Below are 22471 nucleotides of genomic sequence, written 5' to 3'. Positions count from 1 at the left end.
CGCTTCCCGACGGACCACCCCTTCGCCAGTGGACGACCTGCCTCCACTTGAGTACCTTGGATGACATAAGCGGAATAAAACCATCCGCATATGTTTTGGGGCCTCTGTCCGAATCTCACCCGACCCACCCGACACCCGGGGAAGGACCCGATGACCGACGTCGAGGAAACCACCGCAACTCTGCCGCTGGCCCGAAAGTGCCCGTTTTCGCCGCCTCCGGAGTATCAAAGGCTTCGCGAGGAAAGTCCGGTTTCGCGGGTCAGCCTGCCTTCCGGGCAGACCGCGTGGGCACTGACCAGGCTCGAAGACATCCGCGAAATGCTGAGCAGCCCGCATTTCAGTTCCGACCGGCAGAATCCGTTGTTCCCGCAGATGGTGGCGCGCCAGATCCGGCGCGAGGACAAGCCTTTCCGGCCGTCCCTCATCGCGATGGACCCGCCGGAACACGGCCGGGCCCGGCGGGACGTCGTCGGCGAATTCACGGTCAAGCGGATGAAGGCACTGCAGCCGCGTATTCAGCAGATCGTCGACGAACACATCGATGCCCTGCTCGCGGGTCCCAAACCCGCCGATCTCGTCACGGCGCTTTCGCTGCCGGTGCCGTCACTGGTCATCTGCGAACTGCTCGGCGTCCCCTATTCGGACCACGAGTTCTTCCAATCCTGCAGTTCCAGGATGCTCAGCCGGGAGGTCACCGCCGAAGAACGGATGACCGCGTTCGAGCAGCTCGAAAGCTACCTCGACGAACTCGTCACCAAGAAGGAAGCCGACGCCACCGAGGACGATCTCCTCGGCCGTCAGATCCTGAAGCAGCGGGAAACGGGCGACGCCGACCACGGCGAACTCGTCGGATTGGCGTTCCTGCTGCTCATCGCCGGGCACGAGACGACGGCGAACATGATCTCGCTCGGCACGGTGACACTGCTGGAGAACCCCGATCAGCTGGCCAAGATCAAGGCCGACCCCGGCATGACGCTCCCCGCGATCGAGGAGCTCCTCCGCGTCTTCACGATCGCGGAAACGGCCACGTCGCGCTTGGCCACGGCCGACGTCGAGATCGGCGGCACGCTCATCCGCGCCGGTGAGGGCGTGGTCGGCCTGAGCAACGCCGGCAACCACGACCCGGACGGCTTCGAGAACCCCGACGCCTTCGACATCGAACGCGGCGCGCGGCACCACGTGGCGTTCGGCTTCGGGGCACACCAGTGTCTCGGCCAAAATCTGGCGCGGATGGAACTCCAGATCGTGTTCGATACGTTGTTCCGGCGTATCCCGGACATCCGGGTCGCCGTTCCGGTCGACGAACTGCCGTTCAAGCACGATTCGTCGATCTACGGCCTCCACGCGCTTCCGGTCACCTGGTAGGAGGAGCCATGAAGATCATCGCGGACGCCGATAGGTGTGTGGGCGCGGGCCAGTGCGTGCTCACCGATCCCGAGCTGTTCGATCAGAGCGAGGACGACGGGACGGTCATCGTGCTGGTCCCGGAACCCCAGGGGAGCGACGCGGAGAAGAACGCGCGCACCGCCGCGCACATCTGCCCGAGTCAAGCGATCTCGCTCGCGTAACCGATCGGGCTCGTGAGTGGTAATGAGGGTTAGAACCGTCATTACCACTCACGAGACCCAACGCCTTACTTGACCGCGCCCATGGACAGCCCCCGCACCAGGTGGTTCTGCGCGATCCAGCCGACGATCATCACCGGCAGCGAAGCGAGCAGGGCCGCGGCGGACAGCTGCGCCCAGTAGAGCCCCTCGCTGGTGATGAACCCGACCAGGAACACCGGCACGGTCCCCGCCCTCGCGGCGGTGAGGTTGACCGAGTAGAAGAATTCGGTCCACGAGAAGATCACGCAGATCAGCGCGGTCGCGGCCACCCCCGGCGCGACGACCGGCATGATGATCTTCCGCAGCAGCACCGGCAGGGTGGCGCCGTCGATCCGGGCGGCTTCGATCATCTCGTGCGGCACTTCGAGGAAGAACGACCGCATCATCCAGATGGCCAGCGGCAGGTTCATCGAGGTGTACAGGATGATCAGCGCCCAGACGTTGTCGAGCAGCCGCGTGTTCTGCGAGATCACGTACAGCGGGATGATCGCCGCCACGATCGGCAGCATCTTCGTCGACAGGAAGAAACCGAGCGCGTTGCTCGTCCCCTTCACCGGCGCCAGTGAGAGCGCGTACGCCGCCGGGATACCCAGCAGCAGCACGAACACCGTCGACACGACGGTGACGAACGCGGAGTTCGAGAGGTACGGCAGGAAACCGCGTTCGAGGACGCCCGCGAACTGGTCGAGCGTCGGGGTGAAGAACAGGCGTGGCGGATCGGTGTAGGCGTCGGCCTCCTGTTTGAAGGCCGTGAGGATCATCCACAGCAGCGGGAACACGAACAGGATCGCGATCACCCAGGTCGCGACCGTCAGCGCGCCCGGACCGAAGCGGCTCTTCATTTCGCGCCTCCCTGGACCGAGAACGTGCGGAACATCAGCCGCAGCGCGAAGGTCGCGACGATCATCGTCAGGATCACGACGATGACGCCCATCGCGGACGACTGCCCGATGTCGAAACCTTGGAACGCGCGCTGATAGATGTAAAAGGGCAGGTTCGTGCTCGCCGTGCCCGGACCACCCTGGGTCATCAGGAAGATCGCGTCGAAGCTGTTCACGATGTAGATCGCCCCCAGCAGGGTCGCCAGCTGCAGGAACCGGCTCAGATGCGGCAACGTGATCGAGGTGAACGTCCGCCAGCGGCCCGCCCCGTCGACGGCCGCCGCCTCCAGCACGTCCTTGGGCTGGCTCTGCAGCCCGGCCAGGATCAGCAGCATCATGAACGGCGTCCACTGCCAGACCACCTGCGCCATCACCGCCGCGAGCGGGAACTCCGAAAGCCAGTCGACGTCCGTGCCGAACACGAAATGCAGCAACCCGTACGTCGGGTCGAACATGGTCGTCTTCCACAGCAGAGCGCCCGCCGCGGGCAGGATGAGGAACGGCGTGATCAGCAACGTCCGGACCACCCCGCGGCCGAGGAACTTGCGGTCCAGCAAGATCGCCAGCCCCAGCCCGAGCAGCAGCGAAAAGAAGACGCAGACGACCGTGAGCACGACGGTGTTCAGCAACGCCGCGAGGAACGTCGAGTCGGCGAAGACGTCGATGTAGTTCTGCAGCCCGACGAAGTGCCGCGAGCCGGGCCGCACCAGGTTCCATGACTGGAACGAGTAGAACACCGTCAGCAGGAACGGCAACTGGGTCACCGCGACGACGAACAGCAACGCGGGCAACAGGGGCAGCCGTCGTTTGAACGGGGTGTCGGTGCCTCGCTTCGGAGCAGCCGCCTTGGCGTGGGCGGGCTCGGTGCGGGCAGGAGCGGAGAGCGTGGCCATCACTGCACCTCCTGATACGACTTACCGACGGTCTGCGCGTACTCCTGCGCCTGCTTCAAGGCTTCGTCCACGGTGAGCTGACCCGCGATCGCCGCCGAAAGCTGCTGGCTCACGCGGGTGCCGAGATCCTGGAACTCGGGAATGCCGACGAACTGGATTCCGGGGTAGGGCACCGGATTCACCATCGCCTTGCGCTGGTCGGCGTCCGCGATCCCGTCCAGCGTCGGCTGCGCGTAGGCCTTGGCGGCCTCGCGATACTGAGGGATGTCGTAGGTCGACTTCCGCACACCCGGCGGCACCCGGTTCCAGTCGCCGTACTCCTTGGCGACTCGCTGCACGTAGGCCTTGTCGGTCATCCAAGACATGAACTTGAAGGCGGCGGCCTTGTCCTTGGCGACCTTCGGGATCGCCAGCGCCCAGGTGTAGAGCCAGCCACTCGCCTGCGTCTTCTCCACCGGTGCCGGGGCGTAGCCGGACTTCCCGACGACCTTGCTGGCCGACGGGTCCTCGTTGGTCCCCGCCATGACCGTCGCGTCGTACCACATCGCGGCCTGGCCTTGGGTGTACCGCGTGCCGCATTCGGAGAAGCCCGCGCTGGACGCGCCGACCTCACCGTGCTGCCGCACCAGGTTCACGTAGAACTCCGCGGCGGCCTTGAACTCGGGACTGTCCAGTTTCGCGTTCCAGTTCTTGTCGAACCATTGCGCGCCGAAGGTGTTGGCGACCGTGGTGAACGGCGCGAGGCTCTCGCCCCAGCCCGGCTTGCCACGCAGGCAGATCCCCGCGATCCCCTTCGCCTTGTCGTCGAGTTTCGCCGCGAACTCCGCGATCTGCGTCCACGTCGGCCTGGCGGGCATCGTGAGTCCGGCCTTTTCGAACAGATCCTTCCGGTAAGCCAGGAACGACGACTCACCGTAGAACGGCACCGCGTACAGGGAACCGTTGTGCGACAAGGATTCCTTGATACTCGGGATGAAGTCGGCCGAGTCGTACGAGGGGTTCGCCGCGATATGCGGTTCGAGGTTTTCGAGCCAGCCGTTCGCCGCCCACTGCGGCGCCTCGTAGTTGCTGATCATGACGACGTCGAACTCGCCGCCTTCGGTAGCCGTCGACGCGGTGATCTTCGCGCGGGCCTGGTTTTCGGGCAGCGACACGAATTTGAGGGTGACGCCGGGATTCGCCTTCTCGAACTCGCCGGAAAGTTGGATGGCGTCCTTCATCTGCGGGTTCGCGACGATCGCGACGACGAGCGTCCGATCGCCGTTCCCGAGCGCGCCCGCCCCGGCGCATCCGGTGAGGGTCAGCAGGAGAACCGCGAGCAGAGCGGCTGTTTTACGCACTTTCGCCTCCCGGTAGCACCTGGACCTTCAGCCCGGCACCGCTGCGCATGAGGGCGAGCGCGTCCGGGTACCGCTCCAGCGGCAGCGTGTCGGTGAGGAGCGCGCCGGTGTCGATGGCGCCGTCGGCGACGAGGTCGAGCGCGGCACCATAGCTGTTCATGACGGCCATCGAGCCGACGACGGTGATCTCGTCGTTGTAGATCCTGAACGGCGAAAGCGCGACGCGTGCTTCGGCGGGCGCGACCCCGAAGACCAGCAGACGGCCTCCGCGCTGAAGCGAGTCGAAAGCGGCTTCGATGGCGGGCGCGGCGCCGGTGCAGTCCGCGGCGGCGTCGAACTTCTCGTCGTCGAGGTCCTTCACGTCACCCGCGACCGCGGCCGCGCCGAGGTCCATGGCCCGGCCGAGCCGTGAGGTGTTGCGATCGACCACCGTGACGTGGGCGCCCGCACGCTGCAGCAACTGCTGCATGATCAGCCCCATCGTGCCCGCGCCGACGACGAGGAACCGTTCCCCCGCCTCGACACCGATCCGGCGCACCCCGTGAACGGCGCAGGAAACCGGTTCGACCAGCGCGCCCTGTTCCCAGGTCATCGTGTCCGGCATCCGGTAGCAGTTGGCGGCGGGAACGGCGACGTACTCGGCGAAAGCGCCGTTCACGGTGTCCCCGGTCGCGTTCCAGTTCTCACAGAGGTTGCCGCGGCCGGACCGGCAAGGCTTGCAGTAGCCGCAGAACAGCGACGGGTCGACGGCGACCCGGTCGCCGATCCGCCAGCCGCCCGGCACGTCGGCGCCGAGTTCGACGATCTCGCCGGCGAACTCGTGGCCGGGGACGATCGGATACGGCGTCGGCGGGAAGTGCCCGTCGGCGATGTGGAGGTCGGTACCGCAGATTCCGCAGGCTCCGACCTTGACGACGACCTGGCGATCCCCCGGTTTCGGATCGGGCACCTCGCCGACCCTGATCTCCCCGGGCTTGTCCACGATCGCGGCACGCATGCCAGCTCCTCTTCTTTGCGCTCAAACGAGCGAGTCGGGCTTATGCTTCGGACTGCATTTCCAGGCATCGTGAACTTTTCCTTGGTGTTACGTCAACCTTTCGCCTGAATTTCGGGTTATAGTGCTCATATGAGCGGAAAGAAACAGGAGCCTGGCTTGGTGGAGTCGGTGCGCCTGGCCGCGGTCGCCCGGCGGTTCTACGACCAGGGCGCGTCGAAACTCGAGATCGCCGACGAGTTCGGCGTCAGCCGGTTCAAGGTCGCCCGGATGCTCGACGCGGCCAGGGAAAGCGGCATCGTCAAGGTCGAGTTCCACCTGCCCGCGCCGGTGGATCTCGTATTGTCCGAGGAGATCCGCACCGCGTACCGGCTGGACCGGGTGCTCGTGCTCGAACGAGCAGCGGAACCGGAATCCCGCGAGCTGGCCCGGCGGAAGATCGGCACCCTCGCCGCCCGGCTCCTCACCGAAATCATCACTCCCGGCGACGTCCTCGGCCTGGCCTGGGCACGTTCCGTGAACGCGATGACCGACGCCATCCGGTCCTTGCCACGCTGTCCGGTCGTGCAACTGTGCGGAGTCCAAGCGGGCATGGACATGCGGGACCGGTCGGTGGAGACGGTCAGCCGGGTCGCCTCCGTCTCCGGCGGACAGGCGTACCCGATCTTCGGCCCGCTCGTCCTCCCCGACCGCCGCACCACCGAGACGCTCCGAAGGCAGCCAGGGATCGCGGAGACCTTCGGGCAGTTCAAGAACCTGACCAAGGCGGTCGTCAGCATCGGCGCGTGGAAACCCGAGGAGTCGACGGTGTACGACGCGCTCGACGAGGCCGAACGCGTCGCCATAGCGAAACGCGGTGCCAAAGCCGAGGTGTCCGCACGGCTCTTCGACGCCGACGGCACCCCGATGTCCACCGGACTGGCCCACCACGTACTGGCCATCAGCGCCGAAGAGCTACTGGCCGTTCCGGAGGTAATCGCGTTGGGCTACACGGAACCGAAGGCCGAAGCGATCGACGCCGTGCTCCGCTCCGGCATGGTCTCCACGCTGATCACCGATGCCGCCGCGGCGCTTCCACTGCTCAAACTGGCCGAGGCCCGCCCGCCCGCTTAGCCGCCTCGTGAGTGGTAATGACGGTTCTAACCCTCATTACCACTCACGAGACCCACCGCGCGGTCTTGCGCCGCCATCACGTCGTCACCGTGCCGGAACGCCCACTCCCCGAAGGCCTCGATCGGCCCCAGGAGGCTGGCGCCGAGGTCCGTCAGCGAGTACTCGACCTTCGCCGTCCGCCCGCAGTCACGCCTGCTGACCAGGCCGTTGAACTCCAGCCGCCGGACCGTTTCGGTGAGCACCTTCGTCGAGATACCACCGAGCCGCCGCCGCAGCTCGGCAGGCCGCAGCGCGCCGTCCCGCAAGGCCCAGAGCACGACGGGGTTCCACGTGTTCGCCATCAGGTCGAAGGCGAGCCGGGCGCGGCAGTCCGCGAGGAAGACGTCGTTCATGGGACCTCCGGTAACCACTTGGTATCCGCGCCGCTTTCTACGGTCGAGCGGTAACTCGATCCTAGGGAGCAAGACATGCGTATCGGCATTTTCGGCGCGGGCGGCATGGCGGAGGCGCTCGGTGGCCAGTGGGCCGCCGCCGGGCACGAGGTGATGGTCGCCGCCCGCGACCAGGCCAAGGCGGCCAAGATCTCCGCGAAAGTGGGAACCTGGGCGGAAACCGCTCGCGCGAGTGAGGTGATCCTCCTCGCCGTCCCCGCCGCCTCGGTAGCCGAAGTCGTCGCCGCGGCAGGGGATCTCAGCGGAAAGATCCTCGCCGACTGCACCAACGCGGTCGGCCCCGGCGCCGAACTCACGGTCCCCGACCAAGCCGCCAGGATCGCCCTCGCGGCGAAGGGCGCGCACGTGGTCAAGGCGTTCAACCTGTGCCACGTGGACGTCTGGCGGATGACACCACCGGTGTTCGACGGCCGTCCGCTGGCCGTGCCGCTCTGCGGCTCGCCGGAAGCGATCGCCACGGTGAGCTCGTTGGTTCGCGACCTCGGGTGTACGCCACTGAACGCCGGTGGGCTCGACCGGGCGAAGCTCATGGAGGCGACGATGGCGTTCATGGTCGGGCTGTGGTTCGACGGCCACGACGCCCAAGCCTGCTTCCCGCCCCTTCCGGTCTGATCTCAGGGTCGCCCCCGATGCGCCGGGCCGGGCGCGCGGGCGAATCTGGGCGGCGTGAGAAAACAACGATGGCGCCAGATGACGGTGTGGCTGCACGTCATCACGTCGGTGGGCTGGATGGGACAGGCTTTGGCCCTGTTCACCCTGCTGGCGATCAGCCGGGCGACCGAAGACGGCGAAATTCGCGTCGCCGCGACGTCGATGGCGCACGAGATCGACACCCTCCTGCTGGCCCCGCTCGCCAACGCGTCGGCCTTCACCGGCTTCATGCTCGCCGCGGCGACGGCCTGGGGTTTCGCCCGGCATTGGTGGGTGCTGGCGAAGTTCGTGATCACGCTCGTCCAGCTCTACGCCGGGATCTTCCTGCTTTCCGGCGCTTTGCAGGACTCCGTGGCGGCGGCGCGGGCCGGGGACCCGGAACCGGCACCGGTGGCGCTGGTGGCCGGGACCGCGCTGATGGCGAGTGCGATCGCGTTCCAGGCGTGGCTCTCGATCGCGAAGCCGTGGGGCAAGGCCAGGGCAGGCGCGAAGCTGCCGACGGCGCCGACGTGGGTGTTCGTCGCCACCGTCGCGGCCCCGCTCGCGGACATCACGGCCGGCCTGATCCTGGGCTTCCCGTTGCCCGCGCTTTCCCTAATCGTGCCGATTGTTCAGCTGGTCCGGCGCCGCCGTCAGCTTCGCCCTGCCCCGCCCGAAGTCAGAGCCGGTTCACCGCGGTGACCCGGATGACCGCGAACCCCGCCTCGTCCGACGCCGCCAGGTCGACCTCGGCGCTGATGCCCCAGTCGTGGTCACCCGCCGGATCGTCGAAGATCTGCCGCACCCGCCAGCTCTCCGCCTCCTTTTCGATGATCAGCAGCTGGGGGCCACGCGCGTCCGGCCCGATGCCGAGGGTTTCGTGCTCGTCGAAGTAGTCCTCGATGGCGTCTTCCCACGCGTCCGCGTCCCAGCCCGACGCGGCGTCGAGTTCCCCGAGCATTCCGTAGGCACGCCGGGAAGCGAGCTCGACGCGGCGGAACAGCTCGTTCCGCACGAGTACCCGGAAAGCGCGCTCGTTCCGCGTGACCGCGGGCGGCTCCGACGGCGGCCGCGTCGAAACCGGACCGCCCTCTTCGGGATGCCGCAAGGCTTCCCATTCGTCGAGGAGGCTGGAGTCGACCTGGCGTACCAGCTCCCCCAGCCATTCGATGAGGTCCTGCAAGCCCTCGGTCTTGGCCTCGTCGGGGACCGTGTGCCGGAGCGAGTCGTAGGTGTCGGTGAGGTACCGCAGCACCAGCCCTTCCGAGCGGGCGAGCTGGTAGAAACCGATGTACTCCACGAAGTTCATCGCGCGCTCGTACATGTCGCGCACGACGGACTTCGGCTTCAGTTCGTAGTCGTCGACCCACGGATGTCCTTGCCGGTACCGGGAATACGCCGCCTCCAGCAGCTCCTCCAGCGGCTTCGGATAGGTGACGTTTTCGAGCAGTTCCATCCGCTCGTCGTATTCGATGCCCTCGGCCTTCATCGCCTGCACGGCCTCGCCGCGTGCCTTGAACTGCTGCTGCGAAAGGACCGGCCTCGGGTTTTCCACCGTGGATTCCACAATGGACACGACGTCGAGCGGATAGGACGGCGACTCGACGTCGAGCAGTTCGATCGCGGCCAGCGCGAACGGCGAAAGCGGTTGATTCAGCGCGAAATCGAACTGCAGATCGACGGTGAGCCGCACGATCCGGCCCTGCTCGTCGGGTTCGTCGAGCCGTTCCACGACACCGGCCGCGAGGAGCGCGCGGTAGATCGCGATCGCGCGCAGGATCAGCTTGCGCTGGGTCGCGCGGTCGGAATGGTTGTCCTCCAGCAGATGCCGCATCGAATCGAACGCGTTGCCCGGCCGGGAGACGACGTTCAGCAGCATCGAGTGGCTGACCTGGAAACTCGACGTGAGCGGTTCGGGGTCGGCCGCGATCAGCCGGTCGAAGGTGCTCTCCGTCCAGTTGACGAAGCCCTCGGGCGCCTTCTTGCGGACGATCTTCTTTTTCTTCTTGGGATCGTCGCCCGCCCGCTCCAGCGCCTTGGCGTTTTCGACGACGTGGTCAGGCGCCTGCACGACGACGTAGCCGTCGGTGTCGTAGCCCGCGCGGCCCGCGCGACCGGCGATCTGATGGAACTCGCGCGCCTTGAGATGCCGTTGCCGCACACCGTCGTACTTCGTCAGCGCGGAAAAGACCACTGTGCGGATCGGTACGTTGATGCCGACACCCAGGGTGTCGGTCCCGCAGATCACCTTCAGCAGCCCGGCTTGCGCGAGCTGTTCGACCAGGCGCCGGTACTTCGGCAGCATGCCGGCGTGGTGCACGCCGATGCCGTGCCGAACCAGCCGCGAGAGGGTCTTCCCGAACCCGGCGGCGAAGCGGAAGTCGCCGAGCATCTCGGCGATGGCCTCCTTCTCCGCCTTGGTGGTGACGTTGATGCTCATCAGCGTCTGCGCGCGCTCGATCGCCGCGGCCTGCGAGAAGTGCACGACGTACACCGGCGACTGACCACCGTGGAGCAGCTCGGACATCGTCTCGTGCAACGGGGTCAGCGCGTAGCGGAAGGTGAGCGGCACCGGCCGCTGCGCCGACGTGACCACCGCGGTCGGACGGCCGGTCCGGCGGGTGAGGTCCTTTTCGAAGAAGGAGACGTCGCCGAGCGTCGCCGACATCAGCACGAACTGCGCGCCTCCCAGTTCCAGGAGCGGCACCTGCCAGGCCCAGCCGCGATCCGGCTCCGAGTAGAAGTGGAATTCATCGGCGACGACCTGGCCGACCGGCGCGTCGGCACCGAACCGCAACGCCATATTCGCCAGGATTTCCGCCGTGCAGCAGATGATCGGCGCCTCGGCGTTGACACTCGAATCGCCGGTCATCATGCCGACGTTCTCCGCGCCGAAGATCTCGATGAGCTGGAAGAACTTCTCCGAGACCAGCGCCTTGATCGGCGCCGTGTAGTAGCTGCGGCGGCCGTGCGCGAGCGCGGTGAAGTGGGCGCCGACGGCGACCAGGCTCTTTCCCGAGCCCGTCGGTGTCGACAGGATCAGGTTCGCGCCGGAGACCACTTCGATGATGGCCTCCTCCTGCGCCGGGTACAGCTCGAGCCCGCGCTCGGCCGTCCAGGTGGAGAAGGCTTCGAACAGCGAGTCGGGGTCGGGATCCGCAGGCAGGAGGTCTGTAAGAGTCATCAGAGGACCTATCGTGCCATCCGTTGGTCGCTTCTTGCCCAGGGGTGATCGCGCCCTCCGGCGGAAACCCGTAGGCTTCGCGGTACCGCGCATCCAAATCGGGCAAGCATCACCCGGTCGCGCGCACACAGGCGGTAATCCGAGAGGGCTTAGGAATGGCACAGGACATCATCCCGATCGAACTCGGCCTGCCTCAGGGTGACGTCGTCACTCTCTGGGCGCCGCGCTGGCGGGAAGACGGCGAGGAGTGGGAAGCCTTCCTCGGCGACGAGGAAGACCTGTACGCCTTCCCCGACGCCGCGCACCTCGCCGCGTTCGTGCGGACTTCGGAGCAGCACGACCTGCTCGACCACCCCGCGTGGGAGGTCGTGCCGGCGCTGAACGTGCCCGAGCTGATCCCGGACGACGACCACACCTTCGACCTGGTCGGCGTCCCGGAGCTGGTGGCCGAGAAGCCGGACCAGTGGACGATCGGCGAGCTGGCCGAGATCATCGGCATCGTGCGTTCGCTCGCGGACGTGTGCGAACTCGAGGACGTCCACGAGGTCCTCGACGCGCACGAGAGCTTCTCGCTGCTGGACCAGGGCACGCTGCCCTTCACCGGCCGCGACGGCGAGCGGCTGTGGGCGGACCTGTCGGAGGCGGTCTCCGAGAAGTGGGACACCGTGCTCGACGCGATCGACGGTCTGGTGACCGCTCCCGACGTCGACGAGAAGGTGCTGGAGCAGACGGCGGAGGAACTCGCGACCTTCCTCGCGGAGTCCGCCGCGGCCGAAGCCGCCACCGATGACGACGAGGACCTCGAAGCCGTCGACGAGGACGAGGAAGACGACGAGCCCGTCGGTTTCTGGGGCGAGGTCGGCATCGACCCGATCAAGATCATCACCTCCGGCGCCGAGTACTACACGCTGCGCTGCTACCTCGACGACAAGCCGATCTTCTTCGGCAGCGAAGGCGAGATCGACGTCTTCACCTCCGAGAAGGCGCTCATCCGCGCGATCGCGGAGGGCAAGGACCTGGCGGGCAACGACCTCGCCCAAGTGTCCACTTGGGACGAGGTGGCCACGAAGGCCACCGCGGGCGAGCTCGAAATCGACGTCGACCCCGAGAACACCTACGTGCTGACCGGTATCGCCGACGACATCGCCGAGGGCCCGGAGGCGATCGACCCGACCCAGCTGGAGCTGGCCGTCGAGCTGATCACCGACGCCGCCGACTGGGCCGAAGACGACAGCGTCGAAACCGCGCTGGCCGCCAACGAAAGTCTCGGCTGGCTGGTGTCGTTCGTGCTGCGGCCGGACCCCACGCGCCTCGAGCCGAGTGCCCCGTTCGACGCGGAGCAGTCCGAGTGGCGCAAGCTCGTCGAGACCTTCGAGAACCGCCTGACGGTCGCCTGACCCTCACTACGGGACGCTATGAAAGGCCCCTTCATTGCAAATTTTGCGATGAAGGGGCCTTTCATAGCGCTTGGGGGTTCCGAGGTGTGGGGTCGTGAGTGGTGATGACGGTTCTCGCAGACCGGTACTTGCTGACCTGCTGGAACCTGACCTCACCTGGGTGCCGCTGCGGCCGAGCGGGGACAGTCAACGTCCCCGATCTTCCGTTGATCAACCTTCGGCACCGGGTCAAGGCCCTCGCCCGCCTGTGGAAGGATGAAGCCTTACCTCGCAAGTAGTCGACTACCTGCGAGGTACGGCCTGCTCGTGCTTGACAGGCACGAGCGCGATCGCGAGGACCGGGAAGACCGCCGCCACGCAGAAGGCCAGCGCGTACCGCGAATCGCCGATCACGAGACCGAGCATCGGCGGGGTCAGCGCGGCGGCGATGTTCTGGCCGGTGTTCTGCGTGCCCATCGCCCGCCCCGCCCACGCGAGCCCGGCCATCTCCGCCGAAGCGGTGAACCCGAGTCCGTTGTCGGACACGGTGATCACCGCGGCCAGCACGAGCGCGAGCAGCACCAGCCACGGCCACGTCGCGTCCCCGAGCGCGACCAGCAGCATCACCGCGGCGCTCGAAACGGCCAGCTGCCGCATCGGCCGCAGCCTGCTGCCGACGCGGTCGGACCAGTAGCCCGACGCGAGCCTCCCCAGCGCGCCGAGGATCTGGACACCACCGACGAACAGGCCGGCCGACGCGGCCGTCCAGTGGTGCATGGTCACCAGGTACACCGGCGTGAACGCGGAGACCGTGAACTGCGGGACGACGAGCAGCGCGCTCGCACCGTGGACCCGCCACAACGCGGGCTTCCGGTACGGCGACGGCGGTTTCTCGCCGGTCGCGGATCGCGTCTCCGGGCGCGGCGGATCGACCAGGAGCCAAGCGACGAACAGTGCGACGACGAGCGCGGCCAGCGCGGGCAGCAGAAGGGAAACCTGGAAACCCCAGCGGTCCGCGAGCGGCGGGAGGCCGAACGCGGCGACCGCCACGCCGAGCGGCTGGGCGGTCTGGCGGACACCCATCGCGAAGCCGCGTTCGGCCGGACCGAACCAGCCGAGGACGGCCCGGCCGCTCGCGGCGTTCACTGACGCGGTGCACGCACCGGCGAGCAGAAATACCCCAAAGAGCACCCCGAGCGAGTGATCGCCGAGGGCCGCGTACACGAGGAGTAACCCCGATGCGCCCAGGCCTAGAGCGATGACCAAACGCTCTCCGTAACGGTCCGCGGCCGCACCCCACAAGATCAAGGTGAACAACAGGCCAAGACTCGGTGCCGCCACCACCGTTCCCGCCTCGGCCAGCGTGAGCCCCTCCGCACGCTGCATGGACGGCACCAGGAACGGGATCCCGTAGAGGAACGAACAGCTCGCGGTCTGCGCGGCGAGGCCGAGCGCGAGGATGAGCCAGCGTCGTTTTCCGCCGACCCCCGCGTCCACGACCTGCGCCATCTTCGCCACCGTTCCACCATTTGGGAAAGATCTCCTATATAGTGGAATATAGTTGGCTATGCTAACGAACGCAAGGCGGCATACCCGGGCTTGATGACCGTGTTGATGATGTCGAGCCGCCGATCGAAATCGAGGAACGCGGATTTCATCGCATTGATGGTGAACCACTCCAGATCGGCCAGGCCGAAGCCGAACGCCTCGGCCAGCGCGGCGAATTCGCTGGTCATCGAGCAGCCGCTCATCAGGCGGTTGTCGGTGTTGACCGTGACCCGGAAGCGCAGCCGGGTGAGCAGGCCGATGGGATGCTCACCGATCGAGCGCGCCGCTCCCGTCTGGACATTGGACGTGGGGCAGATCTCCAGCGGGATCCGGCGGTCGCGGACGTAGGCGGCCAACCGTCCCAAATGGACCGTGCCGTCACTGTCGGTCTTGATGTCCTCGACGATGCGTACACCGTGACCGAGGCGCTCGGCACCGCAATGCTGAATCGCCTCCCAAATGGACGGAAGCCCGAACGCCTCCCCGGCATGAATGGTGAAATGCGCATTATTCGTACGAAGAAACTCGAATGCGTCGAGATTTCTGGTAGGCGGAAATCCGTCTTCCGGTCCGGCGATGTCGAACCCGACGACACCGGCGTCGCGGTAGCGGACGGCGAGGCCCGCGATCTCGAGGGCGCGGGCGTGCTGGCGCATCGCGCAGAGCAACGTCCCGATCCGGATCCGGCCCCCTCCGGCGGCCACTCTCCGTTCACCTTCCTCGAAACCCGCCTGAACGGCCTCGACCACCGCATCGAGTGAAAGGCCTCGTTCGACGAAGAGTTCGGGGGCGTAGCGCACCTCGGCGTAGACGACCCCGTCGGCGGCGAGGTCTTCCACCGCCTCGGCGGCCACTCTGACCAGCGCTTCCTCGGTCTGCATCACGCCACAGGTATGCGCGAACGTCTCAAGGTACGAGACGAGGGAGCCGGAATCGGCGGCTTCGCGGAACCATCGGCCCAGCTCGACGGGGTCCTTCACGGGCAAGGCCGGGTACCCCGTCCGGTCGGCGAGTTCGGCCACCGTGGCGGGCCGCAGCCCGCCGTCCAGATGGTCGTGCAAGAGGACTTTCGGAGCACGGGTCAGTACCGCCTCCGGGATGCGGGAACTGCTGCTTTCAGCGGACATACGTAACGGTAACCAGCCTGTCATTCCCCTACATGGCGGTAAGTCTCATGCTCGACTTAACCCTCAGCTTTGTGGATCACCGGCTGAATCGGCCATCAGGGGCAGCGGGTGGCATTGTCCGATACCCGGGGGCCATACGCACAGCAATTTCGCAATGGATAAGCTTCAGGTCACGTCCCTCCCATTTCCCCGCCCACGAAGGACACCGCAGTGACCACTGACAACAACATTGCAGCCCCGTCCTTCGACCGGATGCGCAACATGCTGGTGCGCGCGGCCGAAGTGCGTGAGAGCGAACAGCAGCAGATCTTCGACGCGCTCGACGACATCTACGCCCGCCTTGCCCCGGTCGACTCGCTCGGCGCCGTCCGCAAGCGGCTCTCGGAGATGCCCGACCGCACCGAGGTCAGCGTGCTCGCCGAGCGCCTCGACGAGACCATGTCGCGGCTCGAAGCGCAGGACAACGCGCTCGCCGCGCTGACCCGCGCCGTCGAAAGCATCGTCGACAAGCTCGCCAAGCCGTTCGCCCAGCTCGACGGCCGCCTCGACGGCATGGCCGCGAAGTTCGAAGGCGTCGCGGGCCGGATGGACGGGCTCGAGGACAAGCTCCAGAACATCCACCGCCGTCTCGACGAGCTCGGCGCGCACCTCGACAAGCAGGACGTGAAGACCGACTCGCTGCCGCAGTCGGTGATCGGCCCGGTGCGCGAGCGCGTCGAGCAGGCCGAGTCGGTCCTGCGCGACCGCGTCGACACCGTCGACCGCGAGCTGCGCACCCGCGTCGAGAACCTCGACAAGGCCACCAAGGAAAGCCTCGCCGCGAATGCCGACGCGCTCAAGACCGCGCTGACCGAGACCGGCGAGATGATCGACGCGTCGGAGCGGCTCGACGGCCTCGGCGACAGGCTCGAGAAGGTCACCTCGCGGCTCGACGACCTGGCCGAGCGGCTCGACAAGGTCGAGGACGGCTTCACCGGACGGCTCGGCGACCTCGACGGATCGATCCGCAGCGGCCTGTCCAAGGTCGAGAGCACGCTGTCGAAGCAGCCGGACACCGACTCGGTGGACACGCTGGTGCGCAAGAGCAACGACGAGTCCGTGCGCCGCATCGGCGGCCAGCTGGACGAGGCCATGGCGACCTTCGCGGAGCTGATGCTCGGCGGTGGCCCGGCCCTGCAGCAGATCTCCCCGCCGCCGCCCGCCCCGCGTCAGCCGCGCCGCAGCTCGCGCAACGGCCGAGCGCCCAAGGCGGCCGACGCCAAGGCCAAGGCCGATGGCGGCGACGAGACCTCTGACTGAGGCTCACGCTCCCTTTAGCGCGTGAAGGCCCCCTTCCCTCGGCTGTTGTTTGAGTGACCAGCCAAGGGAAGGGGGCCTTCACGCTACTCGGAACCTCGCACACCCCACGCGCCCCCGATCGCCACGCGTTTCGTCCTCTAGTTGCGGTAGTGCGTAGTGCGAACCACCGCATTCAGAGGACGAAACGCAGAACCGACCAGAGCGACTTTCGCCCCCTGATCGCGATCCGCCCGCCGACGCCGCTGAGCGCGTTTAGCGGGCTGAACGCGCTCAGGGGCGGACGGTCTCCAGCACCAGGGGCGTGGCCGCCGGGGCCTCCGAGGAGACGGCGTAGGCGTCGGTGAGGGCGGCGAGAGCCGAAGGGACGGCGTCCGGGGTGTCCGTGTGGAGTTCCAGCAGCGGCTGCCCGGCAGAAACCTTGTCGCCCGGCTTCGCCAGGCACAGCACACCCGCCGCGGCCTGCACCGGATCCTCCTTGCGCGCCCGCCCGGCCCCGAGCCGCCAGGCGGCGACCCCGACCGAATAAGCGTCCAGAGACGTCAACACTCCCTCAGCGGGCGCCGAGACGACGTGGACGTGCTTTGGCCGCGGCAGCGGAGCCTCCGGGTCCCCGCCCTGCGCGGCGATCATCCGGCACCACGTCTCGTAAGCCCGTCCGGACGCGAGCACCGAAGCCGGGTCCACATCGGACAATCCCGCCAGCGCCAGCATCTCCCTGGCCAAAGCCACGGTCAGCTCGACGACGTCGGCCGGACCACCGCCGCGCAGCACCTCGATCGACTCCGCGACCTCGATCGCGTTGCCGACGGCATAGCCCAACGGCACGTTCATGTCCGTGATCAGCGCCGTCGTGGCGACGCCGTGCGCGGTCCCGATCTCCACCAGCGTCCGCGCGAGTTCACGCGCCTGCGGAAGCGTCTTCATGAACGCGCCGGACCCGGTCTTCACATCGAGCACCAGTCCGGCCGAGCCCTCGGCGATCTTCTTGCTCATGATCGAGCTGGCGATCAGCGGAATCGACTCCACCGTCGAGGTCACGTCCCGCAGCGCGTACAGCTTCTTGTCCGCGGGAGCCAGCCCGGACGTCGCCGCGCAGACCACCGCGCCGACGTCGTCGAGCTGCCGCATGATCTCCGAAGTCGACAAAGCGGCACGCCAGCCCGGGATCGACTCCAGTTTGTCCAGCGTCCCACCGGTGTGCCCGAGCCCGCGCCCGGACAGCTGCGGCACGGCCGCCCCGCACGCCGCGACGAGCGGCGCCAGCGGAAGCGTGATCTTGTCGCCGACCCCGCCCGTCGAATGCTTGTCGATCGTCGGACGGCTGACCTTCAGGTCGAGCCGCTCCCCCGAGGCGATCATCGCGCCGGTCCAGCACGCGATCTCGCCGGAATCCATGCCCCGCAGGAAGATGGCCATCGCGAGCGCGGCCATCTGTTCCTCGGCGATCTCACCGCGCGTGTACGCGTCGATGGTCCAGTCGATCTGCTCGTCGGACAGCCGTCCGCCGTCCCGCTTCGCGCGGATGACGTCGACGGCGGCGAACGCGCTCACGGCAGGTCGTCCGGGCCGAACGCGTCCGGCAGCACCGCGGACATCGGCAGGATCCCGCTGGGCGTGTCCACGAGACAGTCGGCGCCGCCGTGCTCGAACAGGATCTGACGGCAACGGCCGCACGGCATCAGCAGCTCACCGGCGCCACTGCGGCAGGCGACCGCGACGAGTTTGCCGCCGCCGGTCAGCCGCAGCTGCCCCGCCATCGTGCATTCCGCGCACATGCCCAGCCCGTAAGACGCGTTCTCGACGTTGCAGCCGACGACGATCCGGCCGTCGTCCACCACACCGGCGACGCCGACGTGCAGACCCGAGTAGGGCGCGTACGCCGACTTCGCCACCTCGACGGCTTGAGCCCGCAGGGCTTCCCAGTCGTACTCCGCCATGTCAGTCCTCACCTCGCCGATAGAGAGCGCCGTCCGCCTTGGGCGGCCGCAGCCGCTGCGAAGCGACCGCGAGCACGATCAGGGTCACGAAGTGCGCGGTGTACGGGATGAGGTCGCTGGGCAGGTCGTCGTTGGTCCAGTAGATCGCGTACAGCAGACCGGCGCCGACGACACCGAGCGCGGAAGCGATCCACTGACGGCGGAACAACTGCACCGCCACGATCACGGCCAGCAGGATCACCGCGCCGTACAGCAGCGCGAGCACCGCGGTCCCGCCACCGGCGAGCTGGAGCCCGTCCGCGTACCCGAACAGCGCCGCGCCGCCGAGCAGGCCACCCGGCCGCCAGTTGCCGAAGATCATCGCCGCGAGGCCGATGTACCCGCGGTTGTTGGTCTGGTTCTCCAGGTAGTCCGCCCCGCCGGCGAGCAGCACGAGCGACGCGCCGCCCATCCCGGCGAGCCCGCCGGAGACGAGCATGGCGATGTACTTGTGCACGTAGACGTTGACCCCGAGCGACTCGGCCGCGACCGGGTTCTCCCCGCAGGACCGCAACCGCAGGCCGAACCGGGTCCGCCACAGCACCAGATAACTGATCGGCACCAGCGCGATCGCGATCATCGTCAGCGGCGCGACCTCGGTGATGAGGCCGTTGAGGATCCCGGCGAGGTCCGAGATGAAGACGCGCTGCATCTTCTCCAGGTCCGAAAGCCAGTCCGAGAGGAACGTCGCCGAGTAGGTGTCGAACTTCGGGACCGGCGGCGACTGGCGCGGGTTACCCGAAAGCGGGGTGAACACCAGGTTCGCGAGGTACTTCGCGACGCCGAGACCGAGCAGGTTGATCGCCACACCGGAGACGATGTGGTTGACGTTGAAGGTCACCGTCGCGACGGCGTGCAGCAGGCCGCCGAGCGCCCCGAACACCACGGCAGCGAGCAATCCGGCCCAGACGCCGCCGTAGAAGGCGCCCCAGGCGGCACCCCAGGTGCCGAGGATCATCATGCCTTCGAGGCCGATGTTGATCACGCCCGCGCGTTCGGCCCAGAGCCCGCCGAGCGCGCACAGCAGGATCGGCAGCGCCAGCCGCAACGCGGTGTGCGCGGTGTTGGTCGAGGTCAGCGTGTTGACGCCGGTGGCGTACGAAGCGGCCGAAAGCACGCCGACCGCCAGCAGACCCCAGATGGCGCCCTTGGCCCAGCCCGGGATACGGCGTTTCTGCCGCTTCACCGGCATGGTGGTGCCGCCTGTGTTGGGCGAAAGAACGTCCGCGGTGGTCACACCGCACCTCCCTCGGAAACGCTCGACCCCTTGCGGCCGTTGCCCGCCAGCGCGCGACCCACGCGACGCTGTTCGGCGGCCAGATCGGCGCGGCGCACGACTTCGTACGCGATGACGACCGACAGCACGATCACGCCCTGCATGATCGTGGCGATCTCCTTGGACACGTTGATCTGCTCCAGCGACACCGCGGACCGGTCGAGGAACGCCCACAGCAGGGCGCCCAGCGCGATCCCGGCCGGGTGGTTGCGGCCGAGCAGGGCGACCGCGATCCCGGTGAAGCCGTACATCTGGGTCGAGGTGATGCCGTAGCTGAAGTCGCGGCCGAGCAGTTCCGGCATCGCGACCAGACCGGCGACACCACCGGAAAGCAGCATCGCGATCAGCGTCATCTTCTTGGCGTTCACCCCACCGGCGGCGGCCGCCGTCGTCGATTCGCCGGAGGCCTTGAGCTCGAAGCCGAACCGGGTCCGGTTGAGCATGAACCAGTAGGCGGCGCCGATCAGCGCCGCGATGAACACGAAGCCGAACAGTTCACCGGAAAGGATCGGGATACCCGGGATCCGGCCGGTGCCGTCGATCTCCCGGGTGGCGATGTTGTTGCCGGTCTGCACGCCGAACTGATCCGCGTTGACCAGGAACGCCACGATGCCGCCGACGATCGCGTTCAGCATGATCGTCGAGATGACCTCGGAAACGCCTCGGGTCACCTTCAGCACGGCCGGGATGGCCGCGTACAGCATGCCGCTGAGCACCGCGACGACCAGGATCGCCAGCACGTGGATCACCGGCGGCAGTCGCAGTGCCCCACCGATGATGGCGGTGACGATGGCGGCGAACCGGTACTGGCCCTCGACGCCGATGTTGAAGAGGTTCATCTGGAAGCCGATGGCCACCGCGAGCCCGGACAGGTAATAGACCGTCGCGAGGTTCACCGTGTCGACGGCTGTCGAGCCCTTGAAGAGCTGGCCGATCATCGTGCCGTACGCCTGCAGCGGATCGGCGCCCGAGATGATGAGCGCGATGGCCGTCAGGATGACGGCGAACACGATCGCGAGCAGAGGCGGCAGCAGCCTCGTACGCCAGGAACTCACGCTGTTCCTCCAAAGCAATGAGTGCCGCAAATAGCGAACCTTTTCACGCCACACCATCCTCTTCGGAGTCTTGGGAGTCTTCGGAGGCACCCGTCATCGCGGAGCCCAGTTCCTGCGGGGTCACGGTCGCGGGGTCGGCCGCGCCGACCAGCCGTCCGCGCAGCATGACCTGAATGGTGTCGGAAAGCCCGATCAGCTCGTCGAGGTCGGCCGAAACCAGCAGCACGGCCAGCCCGGCCGCGCGGGCCTGGCGGATCTGTTCCCAGATCAACGCCTGCGCGCCGACGTCGACACCGCGCGTCGGATGCGACGCGATCAGCAGCACCGGCTCCCCCGAAAGCTCACGGCCGACGATCAGCTTCTGCTGGTTCCCGCCGGAAAGCGCGGCGGCCGGGACGTCGATGCCCGGGGTGCGGACGTCGTACTTCTCGACGATGCGGCGGGTGTCCTCACGCGCGCCGACGATGTCGAGCAACTGTCCTTTCGCGACCGGCTTGCGCGTCTGGTAGCCGAGAATCCTGTTGACCCACAACGGTTGCGTGAGTAGGAGGCTGTGCCGCGTGCGGTCTTCGGCGATGTAGCCGATCCCGGCCTCGCGACGGGCGAGCGTCCCCAGTTTGTGCAGTTCGACGACGTTGCCGTCGGCCTCGGTCAATTCGATCCGGCCGCCGCCCTTGCGCATGCCCATGATCGTCTCGACGAGCTCGGTCTGCCCGTTGCCCTCGACGCCGGCGATCCCGAGCACCTCGCCCGCGTGCACGGTGAAGGAGATGTGGTCGAGCACGTTCCGCTCGGACCCCTCGACGCTCAGGCAGACGTCGTCCAGGCGGAGGACGGCCCGATCGGTCACGGTGGACTCGCGGGTCTCCGGGCTGGGCAGTTCCGAGCCGACCATCATCTCGGCCAGCTGGCGCGAGGTGATCGTCTTCGGATCGGCCGTGCCGACGGTGGTGCCGCGGCGGATCACGGTGACCGTGTCGGCGATCGCGCGCACCTCGTCGAGCTTGTGCGAGATGAAGAGGAAGGTGAAGCCGTCCTTCTGCATGGCGCGGACGGTCTCGAACAGCGCGTCGACCTCCTGAGGCACGAGCACCGCGGTGGGCTCGTCGAGGATGATGATCCGGGCGCCGCGGTAGAGCACCTTGACGATCTCCACGCGCTGACGGTCGGCGACGCCGAGTTCTTCGAGCAGCGCGTCCGGCCGGACGTGGAGGCCGACGCGTTCGGCGAACTCCGCCAGTTTCGCCCTGGCGGCGCGGCCGATGCCGTGCAGGTTCTCCGCGCCGAGGAAGACGTTCTCCCCGACGGTCAGGTTGTCGGCCAGCATGAAGTGCTGGTGGACCATGCCGATCCCGGCCTTGATGGCGTCCTGCGGATTGCGCAGTTTCACCGGTTCGCCGTTGATCGCGATGCCGCCCTCGTCCGGCTGCTGCATGCCGTAGAGGATCTTCATCAGGGTCGATTTGCCCGCGCCGTTCTCGCCGCAGACGGCGTGCACCTCGCCCTTGACGACGGTGAGGTTGACGTCGGAGTTGGCGACGACACCGGGGAATCGCTTCGTGATCCCGGTCAGCTGCACGGCCGGTTCACCCCGGTCGGGGGCGTCGGTGACCTCGGCCTGGGGAGCGCTCATGAAAAAGCCATCCAGTTCTGGGTAAACAGGTTGGGGCTCGGAAGGGATTACCCTCCCGAGCCCCGCGGTCACGATTGGCCCTCAGCG

20 protein-coding genes are annotated in these 22471 nt (G+C 67.4%); 7 read left to right on the top strand and 13 right to left on the bottom strand.

All coding sequences use genetic code 11. From position 1 onward, the window contains the following. The first annotated feature begins 150 nt into the window (after window positions 1–150). Window positions 151–1365: a cytochrome P450 gene (locus ACZ54P_RS07500; RefSeq protein WP_465460671.1), complete on the top strand. Its 1215-nt coding sequence runs from the start codon at window positions 151–153 to the stop codon at window positions 1363–1365. Window positions 1366–1373: 8 nt separating this feature from the next. Beyond that, window positions 1374–1568 (top strand): ferredoxin, encoded by a 195-nt coding sequence (locus ACZ54P_RS07495; protein ID WP_465460670.1) that lies wholly within the window; start codon window positions 1374–1376, stop codon window positions 1566–1568. 65 nt (window positions 1569–1633) lie between these two features. Here the strand turns inward: ACZ54P_RS07495 and ACZ54P_RS07490 are convergent, their stop codons facing one another. From ACZ54P_RS07490 to ACZ54P_RS07475, 4 genes are read right to left on the bottom strand one after another with little or no spacing between them, the layout of a single operon-like run. Further along, window positions 1634–2449, bottom strand: a complete 816-nt coding sequence (locus tag ACZ54P_RS07490) for a carbohydrate ABC transporter permease (RefSeq protein ID WP_465460669.1) — start codon at window positions 2447–2449, stop codon at window positions 1634–1636. Further along, window positions 2446–3381 carry a carbohydrate ABC transporter permease gene (locus ACZ54P_RS07485; RefSeq protein WP_465460668.1) on the bottom strand — a complete coding sequence of 312 codons (936 nt, stop codon included), beginning with the start codon at window positions 3379–3381 and terminating at the stop codon, window positions 2446–2448. Before ACZ54P_RS07485 ends, ACZ54P_RS07490 begins: the two co-directional genes overlap by 4 nt. Further along, complete coding sequence (locus ACZ54P_RS07480) at window positions 3381–4721, bottom strand: ABC transporter substrate-binding protein (protein ID WP_465460667.1); 1341 nt, start codon at window positions 4719–4721, stop codon at window positions 3381–3383. The genes ACZ54P_RS07485 and ACZ54P_RS07480 overlap by 1 nt, the downstream gene beginning before the upstream one ends. Beyond that, window positions 4714–5718, bottom strand: coding sequence for a zinc-dependent alcohol dehydrogenase family protein (locus ACZ54P_RS07475; protein ID WP_465460666.1), 1005 nt, complete (start codon window positions 5716–5718; stop codon window positions 4714–4716). The genes ACZ54P_RS07480 and ACZ54P_RS07475 overlap by 8 nt, the downstream gene beginning before the upstream one ends. A 129-nt stretch (window positions 5719–5847) precedes the next feature. On the opposite strand from ACZ54P_RS07475, the gene ACZ54P_RS07470 reads away from it, so the two are divergent. Continuing rightward, a complete protein-coding gene (locus ACZ54P_RS07470; protein ID WP_465460665.1) occupies window positions 5848–6828 on the top strand; it encodes a sugar-binding transcriptional regulator in 981 nt (326 codons plus the stop codon). 26 nt (window positions 6829–6854) lie between these two features. On the opposite strand, the gene ACZ54P_RS07465 is transcribed toward ACZ54P_RS07470, so the two are convergent. Beyond that, window positions 6855–7220 (bottom strand): winged helix-turn-helix transcriptional regulator, encoded by a 366-nt coding sequence (locus ACZ54P_RS07465; RefSeq protein ID WP_465460664.1) that lies wholly within the window; start codon window positions 7218–7220, stop codon window positions 6855–6857. A 75-nt stretch (window positions 7221–7295) separates the two neighbouring features. Here ACZ54P_RS07465 and ACZ54P_RS07460 point away from each other — a divergent pair, with 75 nt between their 5' ends. Both ACZ54P_RS07460 and ACZ54P_RS07455 read left to right on the top strand, forming a co-directional pair. Further along, the gene (locus ACZ54P_RS07460; RefSeq protein ID WP_465460663.1) at window positions 7296–7892 is read left to right on the top strand and encodes an NADPH-dependent F420 reductase; all 597 of its coding nucleotides are present in this window, start codon (window positions 7296–7298) and stop codon (window positions 7890–7892) included. Window positions 7893–7946: 54 nt separating this feature from the next. Then, window positions 7947–8612 (top strand): hypothetical protein, encoded by a 666-nt coding sequence (locus ACZ54P_RS07455; protein WP_465460662.1) that lies wholly within the window; start codon window positions 7947–7949, stop codon window positions 8610–8612. Here ACZ54P_RS07455 and ACZ54P_RS07450 read toward each other — a convergent pair. Beyond that, window positions 8590–11094, bottom strand: a complete 2505-nt coding sequence (locus ACZ54P_RS07450; RefSeq protein WP_465460661.1) for a DEAD/DEAH box helicase — start codon at window positions 11092–11094, stop codon at window positions 8590–8592. The two genes, ACZ54P_RS07455 and ACZ54P_RS07450, sit on opposite strands and share 23 nt — an antisense overlap. Before the next feature lie 155 nt (window positions 11095–11249). Between ACZ54P_RS07450 and ACZ54P_RS07445 the strand changes: the two genes are divergently transcribed. Then, window positions 11250–12491: a primosomal protein gene (locus tag ACZ54P_RS07445; RefSeq protein ID WP_465460660.1), complete on the top strand. Its 1242-nt coding sequence runs from the start codon at window positions 11250–11252 to the stop codon at window positions 12489–12491. A gap of 282 nt (window positions 12492–12773) precedes the next feature. On the opposite strand, the gene ACZ54P_RS07440 is transcribed toward ACZ54P_RS07445, so the two are convergent. After that, the gene (locus ACZ54P_RS07440) at window positions 12774–13979 is read right to left on the bottom strand and encodes an MFS transporter (protein ID WP_465460855.1); all 1206 of its coding nucleotides are present in this window, start codon (window positions 13977–13979) and stop codon (window positions 12774–12776) included. 56 nt (window positions 13980–14035) lie between these two features. Then, a complete protein-coding gene (locus ACZ54P_RS07435; RefSeq protein WP_465460659.1) occupies window positions 14036–15145 on the bottom strand; it encodes an adenosine deaminase in 1110 nt (369 codons plus the stop codon). Window positions 15146–15355: 210 nt separating this feature from the next. Here ACZ54P_RS07435 and ACZ54P_RS07430 point away from each other — a divergent pair, with 210 nt between their 5' ends. Then, on the top strand, window positions 15356–16444 hold the full coding sequence (locus ACZ54P_RS07430) for a hypothetical protein (RefSeq protein WP_037315791.1): 1089 nt from the start codon (window positions 15356–15358) through the stop codon (window positions 16442–16444). A 270-nt stretch (window positions 16445–16714) separates the two neighbouring features. On the opposite strand, the gene ACZ54P_RS07425 is transcribed toward ACZ54P_RS07430, so the two are convergent. From ACZ54P_RS07425 to ACZ54P_RS07405, 5 genes are read right to left on the bottom strand one after another with little or no spacing between them, the layout of a single operon-like run. Continuing rightward, window positions 16715–17995 (bottom strand): thymidine phosphorylase, encoded by a 1281-nt coding sequence (locus ACZ54P_RS07425; RefSeq protein WP_465460658.1) that lies wholly within the window; start codon window positions 17993–17995, stop codon window positions 16715–16717. Further along, a complete protein-coding gene (locus ACZ54P_RS07420) occupies window positions 17992–18381 on the bottom strand; it encodes a cytidine deaminase (protein ID WP_465460657.1) in 390 nt (129 codons plus the stop codon). Before ACZ54P_RS07420 ends, ACZ54P_RS07425 begins: the two co-directional genes overlap by 4 nt. Window position 18382: 1 nt before the next feature. After that, the gene (locus ACZ54P_RS07415; protein ID WP_465460656.1) at window positions 18383–19657 is read right to left on the bottom strand and encodes an ABC transporter permease; all 1275 of its coding nucleotides are present in this window, start codon (window positions 19655–19657) and stop codon (window positions 18383–18385) included. Beyond that, entirely contained in the window at window positions 19654–20751 is a 1098-nt protein-coding gene (locus tag ACZ54P_RS07410) for an ABC transporter permease (RefSeq protein WP_465460655.1), read from the bottom strand. The genes ACZ54P_RS07415 and ACZ54P_RS07410 overlap by 4 nt, the downstream gene beginning before the upstream one ends. 43 nt (window positions 20752–20794) lie before the next feature. Then, window positions 20795–22384: an ABC transporter ATP-binding protein gene (locus tag ACZ54P_RS07405; protein ID WP_465460654.1), complete on the bottom strand. Its 1590-nt coding sequence runs from the start codon at window positions 22382–22384 to the stop codon at window positions 20795–20797. Between the last annotated feature and the right edge of the window lie 87 nt (window positions 22385–22471).

It is taken from the genome of Amycolatopsis sp. NPDC034160, from assembly GCF_055575355.1.
Note: the sequence above shows the minus strand (reverse complement) of the source record. Positions and strands in the feature narration are given on the sequence as shown.

What these genes read in the sequence shown, in the direction of transcription:
- ACZ54P_RS07500 (WP_465460671.1), top strand. Translation starts at nt 151, where the DNA reads ATGACCGACGTCGAGGAAACCACCGCAACTCTGCCGCTGGCCCGAAAG.
- ACZ54P_RS07495 (WP_465460670.1), top strand. Translation starts at nt 1,374, where the DNA reads ATGAAGATCATCGCGGACGCCGATAGGTGTGTGGGCGCGGGCCAGTGC.
- ACZ54P_RS07490 (WP_465460669.1), bottom strand. Translation starts at nt 2,449, where the DNA reads ATGAAGAGCCGCTTCGGTCCGGGCGCGCTGACGGTCGCGACCTGGGTG.
- ACZ54P_RS07485 (WP_465460668.1), bottom strand. Translation starts at nt 3,381, where the DNA reads ATGGCCACGCTCTCCGCTCCTGCCCGCACCGAGCCCGCCCACGCCAAG.
- ACZ54P_RS07475 (WP_465460666.1), bottom strand. Translation starts at nt 5,718, where the DNA reads ATGCGTGCCGCGATCGTGGACAAGCCCGGGGAGATCAGGGTCGGCGAG.
- ACZ54P_RS07470 (WP_465460665.1), top strand. Translation starts at nt 5,848, where the DNA reads ATGAGCGGAAAGAAACAGGAGCCTGGCTTGGTGGAGTCGGTGCGCCTG.
- ACZ54P_RS07465 (WP_465460664.1), bottom strand. Translation starts at nt 7,220, where the DNA reads ATGAACGACGTCTTCCTCGCGGACTGCCGCGCCCGGCTCGCCTTCGAC.
- ACZ54P_RS07460 (WP_465460663.1), top strand. Translation starts at nt 7,296, where the DNA reads ATGCGTATCGGCATTTTCGGCGCGGGCGGCATGGCGGAGGCGCTCGGT.
- ACZ54P_RS07450 (WP_465460661.1), bottom strand. Translation starts at nt 11,094, where the DNA reads ATGACTCTTACAGACCTCCTGCCTGCGGATCCCGACCCCGACTCGCTG.
- ACZ54P_RS07445 (WP_465460660.1), top strand. Translation starts at nt 11,250, where the DNA reads ATGGCACAGGACATCATCCCGATCGAACTCGGCCTGCCTCAGGGTGAC.
- ACZ54P_RS07440 (WP_465460855.1), bottom strand. Translation starts at nt 13,979, where the DNA reads ATGGCGCAGGTCGTGGACGCGGGGGTCGGCGGAAAACGACGCTGGCTC.
- ACZ54P_RS07435 (WP_465460659.1), bottom strand. Translation starts at nt 15,145, where the DNA reads ATGTCCGCTGAAAGCAGCAGTTCCCGCATCCCGGAGGCGGTACTGACC.
- ACZ54P_RS07420 (WP_465460657.1), bottom strand. Translation starts at nt 18,381, where the DNA reads ATGGCGGAGTACGACTGGGAAGCCCTGCGGGCTCAAGCCGTCGAGGTG.
- ACZ54P_RS07405 (WP_465460654.1), bottom strand. Translation starts at nt 22,384, where the DNA reads ATGAGCGCTCCCCAGGCCGAGGTCACCGACGCCCCCGACCGGGGTGAA.